Here is a 19,356-nt window from a genome sequence, read left to right as displayed (position 1 = left end):
AATGTTAACAGAGTTGATATTCAGGAATACTCATCGTTTCTATAATCGCCATCCGGCTGCTTCCGGCAGCATATTTATCAAGCAGCACTTTTCCAAAGGAAGGTTGCCGCTGCAAGAGCAACTGGAATGGGTCCTTTCCCGCAAAAGTACCTTCCACTGTCGGCCAGTCGATAGAAATTCGGGGATTTTTGAATGTTTTGGTAAGTGCTCTTTTCTCCTTCAGCCCCATATCCAGATCGTCATCATTTTGGGGATTCAGATCCAGCGGACGCAGTCCAGTCCATATCTGTGAAAGCTGCATCCTGAGCAGCAGCGTTGAACTGTCTATCCAGGCTTTACCCGATGGCCAGCCGGCTACATTGGGCGGATATAAAAGCATCTGACCCAATAGCTTCTGATAGACGATTAGATTTTCGGGATTTTCAATTTCCATAGGCAGTATCCGCATGATGCCCACCATCAGTTCTATCGGCGATTTAATGCGGTTGCCTATATGCGCAGGATCGTAAAACCAATCGGCGGTAAATATCCGCTCAAGCAGCCGCTTGATATCGTATCCCGAATCATAGAATTCTTTGCTCAATGTATTGACAATCGCTTCGTTCTCCTGTTCATTCACCAAAAAACGGTAGAGCTTCGCGGTAATAAACCTTGCGGTCGCGGGCTGTTCAAGAATCACATCGAGGATGTCATTTCCATCAAAGCGGCCTGTTTTTCCCAAAAATATTTTGGTACCGCCATCATGAAATTTTTTACGTTCCAAAAAGCTGGCCTCCTTGTCGTAGGACCATCCGGTAAAAGCACGTGCAGCCTCGCGCACATCCATTTCGGTGTAATTGCCACGCCCCATGGTAAAGAGCTCCATGACCTCGCGCGCAAAGTTTTCATTGGGATGCCCCTTTTTATTCTGCTGATTATTAAGAAAATTAAGCATTGCTGGCGCCTTTGAAACAGCGAATAACAGGTCCCGGAAGCTTCCAAGCGCATGCTTCCGAATTTCGTTAAGCACCTGGACACTGAAGTTTGGATTGATAACACGGGTTGCAAAATGCCCATGCCAGAAAAAGGCCATCTTTTCCCGCAGCTGATCCTCTGAATGTACCATTGTACGGAGAAAATTGAGGTTAATCTCGATATTATGCTGCCGGTTACGCTGCTGTGCCTGTTTTTTCGCTACCGCATTCAGTGCCGAAAGCGATGGATAATCGGCATTCGTCCCCTCCGAACCGAACTCAATCGGCACAAAATCATAATCTTGAGCATACTTCTTCCAGACTTCAGCCGTAGACAAGCGTTCGAAGTCCGCCAGCTGCCCGAGGCTCATCCCAAATCCGGCCCGGTTGGCCAAGTGTTTGTTTTTGATCAATTCAGAAACCATTTCACTTCCTTTTATAACGAATTAACAATTTAATTTACACATATTTGCGGGTATCCTACACATTTAACAAACATTAAGGTAAATTAACATAGTACACATCCACAGCCTATTTCCCACGCTGCAAATTTTTCATTAAATTTAGTTGAATATCGCTGCATGGAGACATTTTTGAAGGTTTCAATCGGCGATAACAACAATCATTTTTAAGCCTTTTTATAGAACTTCATATGATAAAATTATGTAAAGTGCTAGTCCCCTTATCCATTTTCTTTGTTTTTGTACAATGTATGGGCAGTGAGCATGACCCTTCTGAGAACTTCGACTGGTTACTGGGCAAATGGCAGCGTACCAACGAAACCCAAGGTAAAAAGACCTTTGAATATTGGGTCAAAATTAACGATGCTGAATATGCAGGTTTGGCCTTTACGCTACACAACAGCGATACCGTCAATCAGGAAAAAATGGCGCTGCTGAAATCCGATGGAAACTGGCAATTAAAGGTGAAAACAACCGATGAAAAGGATTTCATCGCCTTTGAAATGACCATGCAGAAAGATGGGCTATTCGAATGCAATAATGACTCCCTACCCTTCCCTAAAAAGATTACCTACTGGCGGGATGGCGAAAAGTTAAAAGCAAATGTAGCCGGCGACAGCCTGCAGATTCCTTTTGAATTCAGCAAAATCACAAAATAATCTGTTCTGACTGCCAGGCGGTCAAAAAAATGCATTTTAGATTCATTTTATGTAGAACATAATATTTACTACCTTAGTAGTCTAATGCTAACCTTTTTTAATCTGTCTATGTAAAACCATGCTGGATATTCAAGAATTGAGTACTGAGGAAAAACAGATGATTGCCATTGGGCGAGATGAAAGAATATTTAAGAAATTTTTCATTCAAAACTTCGATGGACTCAAGCTATATGCATTCTCTTTCATCAAAGACGAAGATCTCGCTCAGGATATCTCCTGCCAAATATTATGGAAAATATGGAATCTTCAGGAAAGACTCCTTGAGATCGAATTACTCGTTCCTTATATACTCCGCGCAGTAAAGAATGGATGCTTAAATCAGATACGAAAGAAATCAATCGAGTATTCATTACACGATATGGCCCATGATAATTTTATCGATGACATATCGCCAGAATCGTTACTTATTTCCAAAGAGAAAATTGCCGAAATCGAACACAGCATATCCCTGCTACCCGCCAAAACAAAACAAGCCTTTCTATTGGTTAAAGATGAACAGCTGTCTTATAAACAGGCGGCTGCTAAAATGGGAATAGCGATTAATACGGTAGACCGACACCTACAAATTGCATTAAAAAAAATCTATGCTCAGCTAAAACAAAAAAAATAAATTCGGTATTGGTGAGATTTGTTTTTTCATGTGTCTTATGAATAAAACAACCCCATGTCATCAGAAGACACTTATTTTTTAGAGCTCATTCAAAAATACCTGGACAAGCGTATATCGGCTACCGAAGAGGAAGAGCTGTATCATTTGATGACTTTAGAAGAAAGCAGAATAGATCTTTATCTCTATTTGACGAAAGAAAATCAAGCGTTAAAAAATAACCCGATTGCGCTTGAATTGTTGTTTGAATCGTCCAAAAAGAAGTATAAGACAACGGAAATTACAGCCAGCGAACCAAAAGAAAAAAGAAATACCCCACTATCATCAAAAAACTACGGGCGCTTGCTTATTGCCGCCGCCCTTCTTCTCATGATGTCTTTTGGAGGCGTGTATCTCTTTCAGCACATGCTGTCCGGGCGCATCGTCAAGCTTACATCGGCCAAAGGTGAAAGGAAACATTTTAGATTAGCAGATGGAACTGAAATTTGGCTCAATAGCGGTAGCCAACTCGAATATGACATCAATTATGGCCTATCAAATCGAGATGTAACACTGTCTGGAGAAGCTTATTTTAAAGTAACCAAAAATAAAAAATTACCATTTCATGTAAACGCTTACGGCAACACAATTGAAGTGCTTGGGACGCAGTTTAATGTTCAAGCCTATGCAGAAGAACAAAAAATGGAAACAACACTCTTTGAAGGTAAAGTGAATCTCAAAGTTAAAGATAAAGGATCCGTTCATGAATTTATTATGCATCCGGGAGAAAAAATAGAGGTAGCGAATAGCCTGGCCACCGGCATGCATATCAAGAAAAGCAACATCGTTAAAGAGTCTACAGATGGGGCAGCAAACATCAGCCAAATTAGCCATGAAAATAGGGAGCCGTCAGAAGCACTATGGACGAAAAACAAACTGGTTTTTCAGGATGACCCTATAGATATCATGGGCAGAAAAATAGAACGTTGGTACAATAAAACTATCCGAATTGAAAACAAGAATATTTTGAACCAATCCTATACGGGAGTGTTTCAGGAGAAAACAGCGCGAGAGGTTTTGGACATTTTGATTAAAACGGGTGCTAACCTCCATTATAAAGAACGACGCGATACCATTATACTGTATTAAAAAAACTAAAGATAAGATCAAATTAACCAACAATAACGACCTGAATATGAAATAAAAAAACAAACAAAAAAGGGTACATCGCAGCGATATACCCAAAGATGATCAATTGGCACAAAGCCCTAGGAAAGTTGTTGTGCCCAATTATTTACCTCTTATTTTTAAAATTATGAAAAAAAATTCACATGCTCGACGTCATGTGCCGATTCTTTATTACCTAAAGTGGCTCTTCATGGTAAAATTTATGATGCTGTTCATTGTAGCATTTGGCTATAACAGCTATGCAACTACAACTTCTGCACAAGAAAATGTAACACTTAAATACAAAAATATAAAACTTAAAAATCTATTGCAGCTTATTGAAAAACAGACGGATTTGAGATTTGTATACAATAATAATCAAGTAGAAGAAGTTACCATACCGCAAATTTCAGCGACTAATAAGCCGTGGAAAGAATTACTGAGGCCCATTCTGGAAAAAAATGGCTTTCAGATGCAACAGATCGATGGCGGCCGTATCATTCTTTCCCAGCCGCGAACACAGGAGCTTAAATTTCAAGGAAAAGTCTCCAATAGCAAAGGAGAACCACTACCTGGAGTTTCCATCAAGGAAAAGGGATCAGACAAAGGTACCTTAACAAATGATAAAGGGGAATTTATGCTCACTGTAAAAAGCACACAAAGCAGCCTATTAATCAGCAGTGTTGGCTTCGTAAGCTTAGAACTTCCCTACTCTTCCGTATTTCAGACCATTGAACTTAGAGAGGATCTAGCCCAACTGGAAGAAGTCGTTGTCGTAGGCTACGGTGCACAAAAACGCGTCAACTTAACGGGTGCTGTTGCCACAATTGGCGGTAAAGAATTAGAAAACCGGCCTGTTGTGAATGCTACGCAGAGCCTACAGGGGGAAGTTCCTGGTTTAAATGTCAATGTTGGAGGCAATACCAAGCCAGGACAGAGTTTCAACCTGAATGTACGCGGTGTCGGCAATCTAAGCGGAACCGATGGCCCTTATGTTCTTGTTGACGGAATGGAAATGTCCTTGGCAGATGTTAACCCTAGCGATATCGACAATATCTCTGTTTTAAAAGATGCGTCGGCATCCGCAATCTATGGCTCGCGTGCTGCATATGGCGTCATTCTGGTTACAACAAAAAAAGGTGCGGCCGGAAAAAAGACAATTAATATCAGTACCAATACAGGATTAACCTCGCCAGTAAAATTACCAGAAATGGTCAACTCAGTTGACTTCGCAAACTTTTTCAATGCGGCGACTTTTAACGCACTGGGGACCAAACAATATTCCGATGACAAGATCGCCTTATTGCAACAATACATCAATGATCCGGGCAGTATATCGATCTTTCCAGAAGTCAATACCAATAACTATGCAAGCTGGGAAAATAGCGCCAACGGTGTAGCCAATACAAACTGGTTTGATCTCCATTATAAACCTACCGCATTGCGACAAAATTACAACATCAATATGGGCGGCGGAAATGCGGGAACACAATTTTATGTCTCAGGGGGCTATTATAATGAGGATGGAGTTTTGCGTTACGCGGACATTGATTACAAGCGCTACAATTTCAATAGCTCTGTTACTTCAGAACTGTCTTCATGGATAAAGCTCAAAGCTAATGTAAAATATACGCGCAGCAGCAATCAAACACCTTTAGCCGGATTTGAGGGCATGTTTTTCCATAATCTTGCTCGCATGCGTCCAAATGTATCACCTTATGACTTTTATGGCAACTGGACGGAACAGTCCATGGTACCCTATCTCCAATCAGGATCCAAAGATCAATTGACAGCGAATACCTTAGCGATATTAGGTGGACTCGAGATAACTCCATTAAAAAACTGGAAAATCTTTGCCGATTTGAATTATCGCTTAGACAATAGCGAAAATGATATCTTAAAATTGCCCGGAACAATTTATGGTATTGACGGCACAACATATCTAGTCAACAGGTCAGAATATAACATCCCGCTTGGAGGAAGTTTCGAACGCCGGATGAACAATAACAATTATCTAACACCAAACATCTATACAAACTACAAACTCACTGTTGACAAACATAATTTTGACTTAACAGCTGGATTTCAACAGGAGGTAAATACTTTCAAGGAGATCTATACCTCTGCAAGCGATCTGATCAGTTTTGACCGCCCGGGCATTGACCTGTCTACAGGAACAAAAAACAGCAAGGAAGCCCGTAACCATTGGGCTACCCGGGGTATGTTTGCACGTTTAAATTACAATTTCGATCAGAAATACCTATTAGAACTCAATGGCCGATACGATGGTTCCTCACGCTTTGCAGCTGGGCATCGCTGGGGATTTTTCCCTTCGATATCAGCGGCATACAATATGAGCGAAGAATCTTTTTTCAAAGATAATATTTCCTGGATCAATCAACTAAAAATAAGAGGATCCTATGGCTCTCTGGGAAACCAAGCCGGCGCCGGTCTTTATGCTTACTCCGAAAATATGAGCATTGTAGTCCCTGGAGCTAACGGTGCAGGAGGGCGCTATTATTTTCAAAATGGCCGTGAAAGTTATATAAACGCACCGGGGGCATTCAATCCCCTAATTACCTGGGAAAAAGTCAGAAGTGCCAACATTGGCCTCGATTTCACTTTATTGAAGTACCGATTGACAGGAACACTAGACCTCTACCAACGAAATACAAAAGATATGCTAGGGCCTTCCAGAGATGTTGCAGACCTCTTTGGAACGACACCTGCAAAAAGCAATAATGCCGATCTCCGAACGAGAGGCTGGGAACTCAATGTAAAATGGCGAGATAAAATTGCCGAGGATTGGAGCTACAATCTAGGCATCATTCTTTCCGATTACCAGTCAATGGTGACGAAATACCAAAATCCAACCAAATTTGACCCTAGCGGACAATGGTATGAAGGTAAAATGTCCGGTGAGATTTGGGGATACCAGGCCAACCAGCTAATCCGTACTCAAGCAGAAGCCGATGAATACAATAAATTGGATCGGTCCTTTATATCTGCACGCAACTGGGTGCCAGGAGACGTGATGTACCTTGACATAAATAACGATGGTAAGATAAACAATGGAGCCAATCGTTTGGGTGACATGGGCGATATTTCCATTATTGGGAACAGTACTCCCCGCTATAGCTATAGTTTTTCCGCAGGATTGAATTGGAAAGACCTTTCGATGAACATGCTTTGGCAAGGAATCGCTAAACGAGATTTTAGTCCTGGATTTGCAGATGCTTACTTTTGGGGATCGGGTGCATTGGCACAGGTAACTGTATTCAAACAACATCTCGACTATTTCTCTGAAAGCAATCCAGATGCCTATTACCCGAATCCGTACGCTTCACCTGCAGGTGCAATAAATTCCTACATCAATAAAACACAGCTAGCCTCTTCACGCTACCTGCAAAATGCAGCCTATCTACGCCTCAAAAATCTGACATTAAGCTATAGTCTGCCGAAGAATCTGATCCAACGCTGGAAGTTTGATCGCTTAAGCGTGTTTGTCAGTGGCGAAAACTTACTGACATTCAGCGCCCTGGCCAAAATGTTTGATCCCGAAACCATAGAAGGCGGATCTGGCATGGGCAAGATCTATCCATTAAGCAAAGTCTATTCCTTCGGTTTAAATCTTAACTTTTAACTAGCAGTCATGAAATTAAAAAAATTCACATATATCGTTTTGGGACTCACTTGCAGTTTGTTGGTAGCCTGCAATAGCAATTTTTTGAATCGGGAACCCTTAGATCAATTATCCACTAGCGGGAGTCTAGCATCAACCAACGAACTGCGATTATATATCAACCAGTTTTATCAAACCCTCCCCAACCACCCGAGCACAACTGGCGGAAATGGTATTGCATTTGAAGATGCCAAAACAGATAATATGATTTTTACCAATGTCGACAATCGCTTAAATGGACAGTTGACCGTATCAAATGCAACATCTATCAGTGAGTATACACAGATCAGATCACTTAATTTTTTCCTCAAACAATCCTCTAATGCAAAAGGAAACCAATCCGAAATAAACAGATATCTCGGTGAGGCCTATTTTTTCAGAGCTTGGTACTATTTTGAATTGGTTAAAAAATATGGCGATGTAACCTGGGTCAACCAGCTGCTAAATTCAGAAGATGAATCTACCTTTTTGGCACGTGATAGCCGAATTGTTATTGTAGACTCCATTCTTAATGACCTCGACCGATCTGCTACACTGCTACCTACGCAGTCGACCAATACCAGCATGCGTATTCACAAGGACGTTGCATTAACGCTCAAATCGCGTGTAGCACTCTATGAAGGTACTTGGCAACGTTATCACAAATTAAAAGCAACTCCGTTTTTCACGACAACAGTGAGTGAAAGCAAAATTAAAGATTATTTGACTCAAGCCCGTGATGCCGCAAAAGAGATCATTGATGGCAATCGATGGAAAATATATAGTACCGGCAAATACAACGATGACTACCGGAACATGTTCAATACGGCCGATCTCTCAACAAATAGTGAGGTCATGCTTTACCGCCGCTACAACCCTGCCGAAAATATCGGTCACGGTGTATCCAAATATTTATCTACTGGAGGTGGTGATATCGGACTGACACAGAGCTTAGTCAGTGATTACCTTACTATAGATGGAAAGCCATTTGTCGGCACCTTGCAAAACAGTATGCAACAAGTCTATGGTCAAGACATGCTGCCAACAGTCCGTGACCCACGCCTATCGCAAACAGCGGTATTACCACAAGCACCTTTACGTCCTGATGCGGTAGCAGCCAACTTCCCTCCGATCAACCAGAGTGGATTTAATCGTTCAACTACTGGATATCCAATGTATAAATATGTTGAATACACAAATCTCTCAGCGGTTACCGATGATGGTATGAGCGCGGCACCCGTAATCTATTTCCGTTATGCCGAAGTATTGCTAAATTATGCCGAAGCCCTTGCCGAACTGAAAGAAGATCCCACTAAAATAGTTCAGGCCATACACCCCCTTCGTGCGCGATTGAATTTGCCCGATATGGATTTTGACCGTGAATATAATACCGCAGCAAGCTATCCATTTTCAACGTTAGACAAATATATTCAGGCTGTACGCCGCGAGCGACGTGTAGAGATGGTTGCGGAAGGCCAGCGTTTACAAGATATTTTCCGTTGGGCAGCAGCTGACCAGCTCATTGTCGGAAAACGTCCTTTAGGCATATTGTTCATTGGCAGCAATATTGCGCAAGAAAATACGAGCACGGGATTTTATAAAGATAACCTGCTTTACTACGATAATGCTCCTGCAGGCAAAAGCATCAACTTTTTTCTTTCCGGAAATCCGGGAGACGCCTATAGATATATGGATCCCTATAAAAGTGTATTGCCTTCAGGCTACAAATTTAGGGTAGAACGGGATTACCTGCTACCTATCCAACAACGAATGATCGAGTTGACAGGTGGAAAATGGAAACAAAATCCCAATTGGTAAAAAGTACAGGCAAAAATTAAATAGCAAAAAAAATGAAGACAGTTAAATTGACTACAAAAAATATTTTTTTCTTATGTTGCGTTGTTCTATTATTCTTATTTAACGCATGTAAGAAGGAAAACCTTCCCGTCAAACCGCAGCCTGGCCCCTTTAGCGTAAGCAGTACATTGACGGCAGAAGTTAGCAAATCTGCGAATACCTATACACTTACTATCGATGGTCATACAAATGGCTGGTGGATCACCCTACCCGACAATGTCCAGTGGTATACCGTTGAACGCAAATATGGCTCCGGAAACGTAACTCAAAAAATAACGATAAAAGCCAACGACAGTGGCGCCGATCGCCAGGGATGGGTAAAGATCAGCTCCACCTCAAAAGAAGAAACAACAATCAATTTTAAACAGAAAGCACAATGAAACTAAAAACGCTCTTATTTCTATTTTTATTACTTCCGCTATTTAAATATGCTTCTGCGCAAAAAAGGCCGAATATTGTCATTATTATCTCGGATGACCATGCCTATCAGACGATTGGAGCCTATGGATCGAAATATGGGAAAACGCCGCAGATAGACCGCATCGCGGATCAGGGGGCGATATTCAAAAATGCGTTTGTCAATAATTCCATCTGTGGCCCCTCGCGCGCTACGCTGCTGACCGGAAAATACAGCCACAAGAATGGTTTCAAAGATAATGAAACCTCCGAATTCGACTTCAGCCAGGATCTCTTTGTGAAGCAATTACAAAAGGTTGGTTATAATACAGCTTGGGTCGGTAAAATCCATTTGGGAAACAAATTGCAAGGCTTCAACTATTATGATATTCTTGTTGGTCAGGGCACCTATTTTAATCCAGATTTTATCAGTAAACAGGGTCGGAAACAAGTTACAGGCTATGTATCTGATATCGTGACCGAAAAAGCAATGAACTGGCTAGATACCGTAGACTCCAACAAACCTTTCTGTTTGGTCATCGGTCATAAGGCAACACACCGTACATGGATGCCAGACCCCAAAGATTTTGGCACCTATGATACTGTAAATTTTACGCTACCAGAAACTTTCTATGATAATTACCAAAGCAGAGAAGCGGCAGCGCTGCAAGAAATGTCTATTGATAAGGACATGAAGATGGGCTATGATCTAAAGATGTTCAAATCATTGGAAGACATGATGGCTGACGGCAATTTCAAACGGATGAATCAAGCCCAAAAAGACAGCTATATCGCCTATTACCGTCCTATTTATGAAAAGCTAAAGCAGGATAATCTGACGGGAAAACAGCTTGCCGAATGGAAATTCCAACGTTATATGATCGATTACCTTAATACAGCTCAGTCGATGGATCGCAATATTGGCAAAGTACTGGATTATCTGGACCAAAAATCACTGACTGAGAATACCATTGTCATCTATCTTTCCGACCAAGGTTTCTACATGGGCGAACATGGTTGGTTTGACAAACGCTGGATGTACGAGGAATCGTTTCGCACACCATTGGTCATGCGCTATCCAGCTCTAGTGCATGCGCATTCAACCATTGACGCGAAAGTTGTCAATGCCGATATCGCACCTACATTATTGGAACTCGCCGCCGTCAAGAAACCTAAAGATATGCAGGGCGAGTCTTTTGTCCATGTACTGAAAAATAACAAGGAGGAGCATCGCAAGGACTTATTCTATCATTACTTTGAAAATGGAGAACACGCCGTGAGCCCACATTTTGGGGTGCGGGATGACCGCTATAAATTGATCCGCTATTATAAACGTGTAGAAAACTGGGAACTATTTGATCTCGAAAAAGATCCACAGGAGCTCCACAATGTATACACCGATCCTGCATACCGCGGCATCGTCAAAATGATGAAAAAGAAACTTGTCAAGCAAATGCGCAAATTTGATGACAAAGAGGCCGAAGCGATTTATCGTGTAAATATCGACCGTAAATAGAAAGTTTAGCAAAAAAAGAGGTTATCTGATGAATCAGACAACCTCTTTTTTTGCTAACAAACCTATTATGCTTTAGCGCCTTAGCTACTGCTTGCCCAGGTTATTTGGTGCTGCCCTCCAACAGCGCATTGACGCACCACATATAAGCCGCCTGCCCGTGGTAATCGCCGGTATGGCGGGGACGGTCATAATAATACTGCTTATCATTCTTTTTATTGGTACCCACACAGATTTCCGACACTGCTCCCTGATCGTCTACATATTTCGCGAGTGCCAGCCAAGCTTTGCGGGCAACGGGACCGTACTGTTTCTCCCCTAGCCAGCCCTGTTTCACCCCCGATATGATCGCATAAGCAAACATCGCTGAACCCGAGGTTTCGGCCCAGCAGTCTGCTTGGTCGATCAGCTGATTCCACATACCACTCTTGCGCTGCTGTTTCTTCAAGCTTTTCATCATCGTCAGATACCCCTTTAATATACGCGGCCGATTCGGGTGGTCCTGTGGAAGCATGCGCAGCAATTCGGTCATACCCGCGGCCATCCAGCCATTGCCTCGCCCCCAGTAGTAAGGAACATCTGGTGCATGATAGAACAATCCATTGGGACGCTGCAGCTCATCCAGATAAAGCACCATTTCCCGAGCCGCACGGTCCAGGTATTCGGCTTTGCCAGTTGCTTTAAAAGCAGCGGCCTGCACGATGGTGATCATGTACATATCGTCGATCCAGAGACGCGTCTGCCAGGAGTATCCTTTTTGCGCCCAGTCCTTGGCTTCCTGACTGGCATTTTGTGGAAGCTCCCATTGTGTGTCGGCATAGGGCAAGCCCAGGTCGAGATAACTTTTCTCTTTGGTCAGCTGATAAAGCCGCAAAGGGAGGCTACCGAACATATTCAAATCGACGTGGTTTTTAATGGGCAGCAGCTGCGGCTCACTTGCCGTTAATTTGGAGAACCGCTCCTCCATGGCCTGCATCAACTCCTGATCGCCCGTTAAATGCGCATAATTAATGGCACCCGTCCAATAGAAAGTCTCAGGATAACTGATCCATTTCCCTGCATGCAGCATATGTTTGCCCGCAATAAAGCGGTGTGCAATGCGATGGCCGATCTCCTTGGGGTCTGCCCCAGTAGGAAAATTTGCCAGATCTGTTTGTGCACTTAAAAATTGAATCGGGAGAAACAATAAAAACAAAAAGATTTTCTTGATCATACGAACTGGTTTAATATAATTACAAACTGGTTTTTTAGTATAAAATACGGTGTTTAAAAAATCCCGAGCCGATGGTCGCAAGTGAACATCGGTTCAGAACCTCTTGGACGGGCTATTCTGCTTTGGCTTCATCCGCTACGGCGTCCTCCCATTTATCCCAGACGGGAGTAGTGGGATCATAACCATCGTAGCCGTAATTTTGCTTTAGTTGCCCTTTGATATTGGATGTAATCGCGACATTGGGGATCGGCCAGTACATATTCTTTTTATCCATCGTGTATTTGATATCACTTAGCCCGGTCGCATTGACATGAATGACCCCTTTGTTGTAGAGGCTATAATGTATAATGCGCTGGTACCAGTAACTTCCGCCACTGGCATCTGTGCCGCTCTGCTTATCGAAATTGTCCAGGTTGTACGCATTTCCCCATTCATCCGGTTTACCACTACGTGCCAGGCAGAGGGACACCCGCTTTAATTCCACATTGCGCCACTCCTCCCAGTAAAGTTCACGAGCCCTTTCGTTCATAATATCCCCGATGCTTACCGATCCCTGATAGAGCTCTGTACATTTTGCGCGCTGACGGACAGCATTTAAATCATCTTTTATTGTTCCATCGGCCGGATTGATATAATATTTCGCTTCCGCGCGCAGGAGGTAAGCCTCCGCCAGGCGATACAGGTACCAGTCGGCGATTCCCCCATTGGTGGCCCCCCGTGAACCGTCTGAACCGCTGATATTGGATTCACTCACGGGATCATCTAGGAAAAATTTATAGTGGGGCACATCGTACCAACGGCGAATGGTGTCGCTGCAGAGGAGTTTGCCCGTTGTGGGATCTTTCAGTGTGACCGGTTTCCCAAAATCTTTGGAAGCCTTATTGTTTACCATGTAATCTTCCATACGTACCCAGTTTCCCACCTTGGAACTGTGGCGCAGGTCGCCTTCATCCTGCTTGCCATTGACAGACCACAGCCCCTGAGTCTGGAAGGACGTAGGGCGGAAAGTCGCAATCCCGCGGCCAAAGGCCCGCATGTAGTCATATTTTGCATTGTAATCCCCACTGTTCCGCTTTATATTCAACAAGGCCTGTTTACCATCCGTTGTCTGTATCCGGCTGTCAAAGACAAAGGGATATAAGATCCGCATGGTCAGCATTTTTACGAAAGACTCCGCATCGGCACCGCGGTTGGGCATCCCCATGATCACCTCCCGGTTGCTGGCAATCAGTTTGTTTTCAGGGCGGTGCATATCCCAGATGACGTTACGTGTAATGGGCCAGGTCTGCGCCTCCCCTCCATCGTTAAAGGTTCCGAAGCTTTCAGTCATCAAAGCGTAGCCCGACTGGTCAATTAGGATATCCGTCTGCTCTTTGGCTTTCTGATACTCGCCTATGGCCAAGTAACATTTTGCCAGCAGCATGCGGCAGGCCCCCTTATTGATCAGACCGATCAGGCTCATATTTTTCTGATCAGGCACCCATTGCACAGCAAACTCCATGTCCTTGGTAATCATCTGCAAAATGGCATCACGCTTGGTGCTTCGGTAATTTTGCTTGGGCACATCGATGATGGTCGTCACCAAAGGCACGTCGCCGTATTCAAAGACCAATGCCATATAGCGAAAAGCCCGATGGAAATAAGCGCGACCTTTGTAGGCATTTCTATCCTGCTCGCTCAAGGTCTGTACCTGGTCCACATATTTGATAATGGTATTAGCATAACTGATCCCTTTGTAGGTTTCATCCCACAAATACCAAAGGCTGTTGGAGCGGTCGAGGTTCTGGTGCGTCGAGTTGTCACTTGTTGGAGTCAGCATGTTGGCCACATCCGCCATCATGCTGCGTTTATCAGTATTGCTGGCCACCATCAGTTCGGAGAAAATATACTCCGTGCCCAAGGTCAGCATTTCGTTATTGTCCGTGGCCCAATAACCCTTGAGGTGACGGTCGCAGATAGCCATGGCCGACAGCAGGCCCGATTCGGTGTTAAAAGTTTCGTTGGGTATATAAATAGACAACGGATCAGGCTGCAGAAATTCTTTCGAGCAGCTACTTATCGCTAGCGTACTAGCGAGCAAAAAAGCGACACCCCTGCTTATGGTTCTGGATTTATTTATTGTATGGTTCATGTACATCACAATTAATCAGGTTATAAAGATAAATTCACACCGAAGGTAAAGACCCGTGAGGCCCATCCGCTCGGGTTATTACTAGGATGGTACGTCTCCGGATCGCCGTATTCCCAGTCTTTGGTCCAGGTGGCCACATTGCGCACCGTACCATACAGCTTCACCCGGTTGAGGTTATATTTGGAAGTCAGGGCTGTCGGCAGCGTATAGCCCACGGAGATATTGTCGAGCCGAATAAACGAACGGTCGTACAGGCGTTGTGCACCCTCCGCTCCGATGGGTCCCTTAGCCTCAATGCGGCCATAGCGATCTGTAGGATTGTCCGGTGTCCAATATTCCTTTGCCGGCAGATTGGCCAGCCCATAGGCCATCCGTCCACCATCATCGTCGTTGTTCAGGTAATTGCCGGATAAGCTTTTATGCCCCATGTAGGAATAGATATTAAACGAAAAGCTGAGGTCTTTCCAAAGGGTAAATTCATTGCGCATCGACCAACGGAAACGCGGATCCGTCTGCCCCAGAAAGACTTTATCTTTATTATTGTACACAGGTTTTCTGCTGTCCCCATTGACCACATCATCTGCCGTATACACATTGGCCACTTTCGGATCGCCGGGAGCCTGCCCATATTTGGCGGCTTCGGCAGCTTCATTGGCCTGCCAGATGCCCGTGACATGGTAATCCCAGATCGCGCCAATGGGCTGCCCGATAAACCAGCCGTTCGAGATCTCATCCATTTCCTTGCGGCCAACCACGCTTCCGCTGGCATCCAGCACATCTTCGTAGTTGTTGTACAAATGCACGATCTGGTTTTTATTATAAGAAAAACTGAAGGTGGTAGACCATTGCAGCTTTTCCTTTTTCAGGTTGACGGTATTTAAGGTCAATTCAATCCCCTTGTTGTCCACCTGTCCCAGGTTGGTGGTAATGCTGCTGAATCCTGTAAAATTGGGCAGCTTCTGTTCCATGATCATGTCGTGGGTCTGCATCAGGTAATATTCGAGGGTACCCGAAATGCGGTTTTTTAGGAATCCAAAATCCAGTCCAAAGTTCCAGGCTGTAGTTTTTTCCCATTGCAAGTTCGGGTTAGCCAGGCGGTCGACCATCAGGTAGCGGTATTGGACCAGTTCACCCGCTGAGTTGAGGTAACCATGCATCTTGCCACTGCCCGAATACAGGTTGGCGAGCGCCAAATTGGGATCTGCCAGCTGCCGATTTCCATTTTTACCGTAGGAAACACGCAGCTTGCCATAATCCATTACATCCGTCCATTTGAAGAATTTCTCTTTGGTAAAATTCCAAGCCAGGGCCACAGAGGGGAAAGTAGCATAAGGATTGGACGTTCCAAAAGCCGAATAGCCATCCCGGCGGATAGAAGTTGTCAGCATATAGCGGTCATCGTAGGAATAAAATAAACGGGCCAGCAAAGCATCCGCTGTCTGATGGGTATCGTAACTATCAAAGGTGCTGTTTTCCTTTGATCCATTTTTGGTATTGTGAAAGCCAAGTGCATCCGAAGGTAAAATATTGCGTGCTTCAATGCGGTCTTTCCAGGACTGCTGTTCCTCCGCCTCCTGCACCAAGGTTACCATCAGGCGATGCTTGTCCGCAAAGGTCTGTTCCCAGCTGATGGTGTTGTTGAGCGACCAGTCGAAACGTTTGGTCTGCTCGCGGTTCGCACCCCGGTCCGCAGGGTTAGAACCTGGCAGTTCGGCCGACATAAAGTAACGGTCGTGGAAATACTGCAGGCGCGGTGAAGCGTTAAAGGAATAAGTAATGTTAAAGGGTAGTTTTATTTTCGCATTGAAAATGGAATTGAAGACCGTATAGCCCTTGTCCAGCTCCAGGTATTTCCGCTGAAAATCATAATTATAACCCCGCTGGCTGAACTGCTCACTGAGCGGATATTGTAAAGGGTTACCGTCGGCATCGGCATAATCCGCATAAGGACTATTGCGCAATGTCTGGTCTATATCGATGTCCATATTGCCGTCGGAGCGATCCTGAAAATTTACATTGGCCCCCAACTCCAGCCAGTTGGTCACATGCGCGTTGATCTTCATATTTGCCCGCACAGTCTTGTAGGTATCGCTGACAACAGCTCCCTCATTTTTAAGATAGCCCATAGACAGGTAATAATTGACCCTATCACTCGCACCGCTGATGCTCGCGTTGTAATCCTGGTTAAAGCCCGTGCGGAAGGTATGATCGGCCCAGTCAACCGTTTTCCCATCCAGAAAGTTCTGCAGGGCATTTCCCTGCAGGCCCAAGCGGCGGCCCCAGATGCTCCGATCAGACTCCCCGTTCTCATTGGTCGACTGCGCGCGCCAGGTATCCAGCGATAAAGACGAAGGCAGCTCACCGGGATTAAGGTAAAAGCCATAAGGTACGGTGAGGTTGCCGTTATCGTCCCGCGTCTGATAAGCTTCATATATTCCCGTTGTCGGATTGATGCCATAGGTATTTTTGGTATACCAGTCCTCGCGGTGCTGCAAGTAAGCTTCTGGGCTGAATCTTTTGCGGTATTCGCTCAGTTGCGTTGCGCCGGCATTCATGGTCATATTGATCGTCGGTTTACCCTGTTTCCCTTTTTTTGTACTGATGATAATCACACCACTAGCCGCTTTCGAACCATAGATAGCCGCAGCCGAAGCATCTTTTAGCACATCAATCTGCTCGATGTCATCCGGATTTATTTCAGAAAGCTCACCGTAGAAAATCATACCATCGAGCACCAGCAAGGGGTTGTTGTGCCCGCTGTTGCTATCATAGACCGAACGTTTACCCCGCACTTCAATGGAGCCGCCGCCTTTTGCCGAGGCATCGTAACCAATATTCAGTCCTGCCGAGCCGCGGAGGATATCCTGTACGGTTTTGGGGTTTTCATTGGCGATGCGGTCCGGATGGATCTGTGTCACCGAACCCGTCAGATCCTTTTTGCGCATGGTACCATAGCCCACCACCACCACTTCGTCCAGTTCATCCGTCGCCGAACTGAGGATCACATTGACGACCTTGGCCGGTGTAAGGTCAATTTCCTGGCTCCGGTAACCCAAAAGTTTAAATACCAGCTTTTTTGCACTGATAGGCACCGAAATAGCATAGGTACCATCAGCCTTTGAGGCTGTACTGACCTTGCTGTCCAATACGCTAACTGTCACGGAGGCCAGGGGTTGACCATTGCCATCCGATATTTTACCTGTGATTTCGCGATTCTGTACCGTCCCCTCTGCCGCCGATACAAGGGGTACATTGGCTTTTAATGTAGCGGCAGGACTAGCCAGAGCCACCAGGCAGAGCAGACAAGAACAGGGTATCCATTTGCCGGCGCTAAAGCTATAAAAGCGGTTTTGTTTTAGTTTACAATTGTTTCTCATAAAGAAATATTCACTATTGGTGATTTAGTAATTTTATAATTGGCTTCCTTTGATAAAGGAATTTTAACTGTAAAAGTGAATATTAGCAATTAGAAAAACAGAACTAGTTCGTATCAAAAAAGTGCTATTTTGTCTCAATAACACGATTTTCGATATAAAAAATGGGTAAGAGTATGAGGAGGTGATCGAAACTAGGCGAAGATTCCTAGAAATCACTAGCAGGTGAAATTTAACTACAACGTTTTCGTAATTTAACTATAACGTTTTCGTATTTTTTATATTACAAATTTCCATAGCCAAAAAATCCATCCTTTTTAAAAGTGTAGTTCTTTTTTTTGCAGGGCGCAAAGCGATGGGGTCAGTTACCATTAAATATCACAGGACAGCGGTATCTTTTCGGATATACCAGGCAACAACACGATGGTCCCGAAGGATCAAACGGGTAAATCCGTCAGCTTCAATTTTATCCCCGATAAGAAAAGACAGATTTTATTGTTAAAATTCAATCAACTCTTATGGCAAAAAGACTGAGTTGCCTCCCTTACAAGTCTTCAACTTTTAGTTCTAACAAAAACAAAATCTTCATCGAAGTAAATTAGTTTCCTATCCTTTAGCAGTTTGGATTTTATGCATATTAAATTTACATTTGACACATCTACTGCAATAGAATACTAACAAATTTGAACGATTACCAAGCTATATCGGATATTGAACTGCTTCATCTTGCTGCACAGGATGATCAGACTGCTTTCGCTGAATTGTTTAACCGCTACAAAGTTTCGATCTTCCAGCATGCCTTTTTATTTTATCAAGATTATGATAAAGCACAGGATGTGGTTCAGGAACTTTTCTTAAAACTTTGGCAAAAACGGACTGATATCAACGTGCAATCATCATTGAAGGGTTATATCCATAAAGCAACCCGCCATCTTATCCTTAACCAGCTTGCGCATGTCGAAGTTGTGGAAAAATTTAACAGCTATTACCTCGACGCCCATTCTGAGGGGGTAAATGAAGTCGAAGAAAAACTGCAGGAGAAAGAACTTCTCGAGATCCTACAGCAAAAAATTGACTCCATGCCCAGAAAGATGCAGAAAATTTTCAAGATGAGTCGTGAGGAAGAGCTTTCCCATAAGGAAATCAGCGAGAAACTGAACATCACTCCAAAAACAGTCAGACAACAGATATACAATGCCTTACTCTTATTAAAGAGCAATCTGAAATATCTTTTTTTATTTTTTTTCCATTAATCTAAAATTTATTTGAGACAATCATCCCTTTGACCTGTCTTATAATCAAAGGGGAAAATTACGCCACCCAAA

Annotated in this window: 12 protein-coding genes; 8 read left to right on the top strand and 4 right to left on the bottom strand. The window is 43.9% G+C overall.

Annotated elements, in window-relative coordinates; translation table 11 throughout:
- Positions 1-4: 4 nt before the first annotated feature.
- A complete protein-coding gene (locus AB1Z56_RS05200; RefSeq protein ID WP_426791340.1) occupies positions 5-1,378 on the bottom strand; it encodes a DUF1800 domain-containing protein in 1,374 nt (457 codons plus the stop codon).
- 227 nt (positions 1,379-1,605) lie between these two features.
- On the opposite strand from AB1Z56_RS05200, the gene AB1Z56_RS05195 reads away from it, so the two are divergent.
- The 7 genes from AB1Z56_RS05195 to AB1Z56_RS05165 all read left to right on the top strand — a co-directional run bounded on the left by AB1Z56_RS05195 (position 1,606) and on the right by AB1Z56_RS05165 (position 11,316).
- Positions 1,606-2,073 (top strand): DUF6265 family protein, encoded by a 468-nt coding sequence (locus AB1Z56_RS05195; protein WP_426791339.1) that lies wholly within the window; start codon positions 1,606-1,608, stop codon positions 2,071-2,073.
- 118 nt (positions 2,074-2,191) lie between these two features.
- Positions 2,192-2,743, top strand: a complete 552-nt coding sequence (locus tag AB1Z56_RS05190; RefSeq protein ID WP_426791338.1) for a sigma-70 family RNA polymerase sigma factor — start codon at positions 2,192-2,194, stop codon at positions 2,741-2,743.
- Between the two features lie 54 nt (positions 2,744-2,797).
- Positions 2,798-3,868, top strand: coding sequence for a FecR family protein (locus AB1Z56_RS05185; RefSeq protein ID WP_426791337.1), 1,071 nt, complete (start codon positions 2,798-2,800; stop codon positions 3,866-3,868).
- A 166-nt stretch (positions 3,869-4,034) separates the two neighbouring features.
- The gene (locus AB1Z56_RS05180) at positions 4,035-7,529 is read left to right on the top strand and encodes a SusC/RagA family TonB-linked outer membrane protein (RefSeq protein ID WP_426791336.1); all 3,495 of its coding nucleotides are present in this window, start codon (positions 4,035-4,037) and stop codon (positions 7,527-7,529) included.
- A gap of 9 nt (positions 7,530-7,538) precedes the next feature.
- Positions 7,539-9,365, top strand: coding sequence for a RagB/SusD family nutrient uptake outer membrane protein (locus tag AB1Z56_RS05175; RefSeq protein ID WP_309360730.1), 1,827 nt, complete (start codon positions 7,539-7,541; stop codon positions 9,363-9,365).
- 32 nt (positions 9,366-9,397) lie between these two features.
- Entirely contained in the window at positions 9,398-9,784 is a 387-nt protein-coding gene (locus AB1Z56_RS05170) for a hypothetical protein (RefSeq protein WP_309360732.1), read from the top strand.
- Positions 9,781-11,316 carry a sulfatase family protein gene (locus tag AB1Z56_RS05165; RefSeq protein ID WP_309360734.1) on the top strand — a complete coding sequence of 512 codons (1,536 nt, stop codon included), beginning with the start codon at positions 9,781-9,783 and terminating at the stop codon, positions 11,314-11,316. Before AB1Z56_RS05170 ends, AB1Z56_RS05165 begins: the two co-directional genes overlap by 4 nt.
- A 100-nt stretch (positions 11,317-11,416) precedes the next feature.
- On the opposite strand, the gene AB1Z56_RS05160 is transcribed toward AB1Z56_RS05165, so the two are convergent.
- The 3 genes from AB1Z56_RS05160 to AB1Z56_RS05150 are packed head-to-tail and all read right to left on the bottom strand — an operon-like array spanning position 11,417 to position 18,034.
- Complete coding sequence (locus AB1Z56_RS05160; RefSeq protein WP_309360736.1) at positions 11,417-12,607, bottom strand: glycoside hydrolase family 88/105 protein; 1,191 nt, start codon at positions 12,605-12,607, stop codon at positions 11,417-11,419.
- A gap of 31 nt (positions 12,608-12,638) precedes the next feature.
- Positions 12,639-14,657, bottom strand: coding sequence for a RagB/SusD family nutrient uptake outer membrane protein (locus AB1Z56_RS05155; protein ID WP_426791335.1), 2,019 nt, complete (start codon positions 14,655-14,657; stop codon positions 12,639-12,641).
- A 20-nt stretch (positions 14,658-14,677) separates the two neighbouring features.
- Positions 14,678-18,034 (bottom strand): SusC/RagA family TonB-linked outer membrane protein, encoded by a 3,357-nt coding sequence (locus tag AB1Z56_RS05150; protein ID WP_426791334.1) that lies wholly within the window; start codon positions 18,032-18,034, stop codon positions 14,678-14,680.
- 680 nt (positions 18,035-18,714) lie between these two features.
- On the opposite strand from AB1Z56_RS05150, the gene AB1Z56_RS05145 reads away from it, so the two are divergent.
- Positions 18,715-19,284, top strand: coding sequence for an RNA polymerase sigma factor (locus AB1Z56_RS05145; protein ID WP_309360740.1), 570 nt, complete (start codon positions 18,715-18,717; stop codon positions 19,282-19,284).
- Positions 19,285-19,356: the final 72 nt, after the last annotated feature.

The sequence above is a fragment of the Sphingobacterium sp. WOUb80 genome, from assembly GCF_050058145.1.
In the GTDB taxonomy this organism is placed as follows: Bacteria; Bacteroidota; Bacteroidia; order Sphingobacteriales; family Sphingobacteriaceae; genus Sphingobacterium.
The sequence above is the reverse complement of the archived record's forward strand: the minus strand, read 5'-3'. Positions and strand labels throughout refer to the sequence as shown.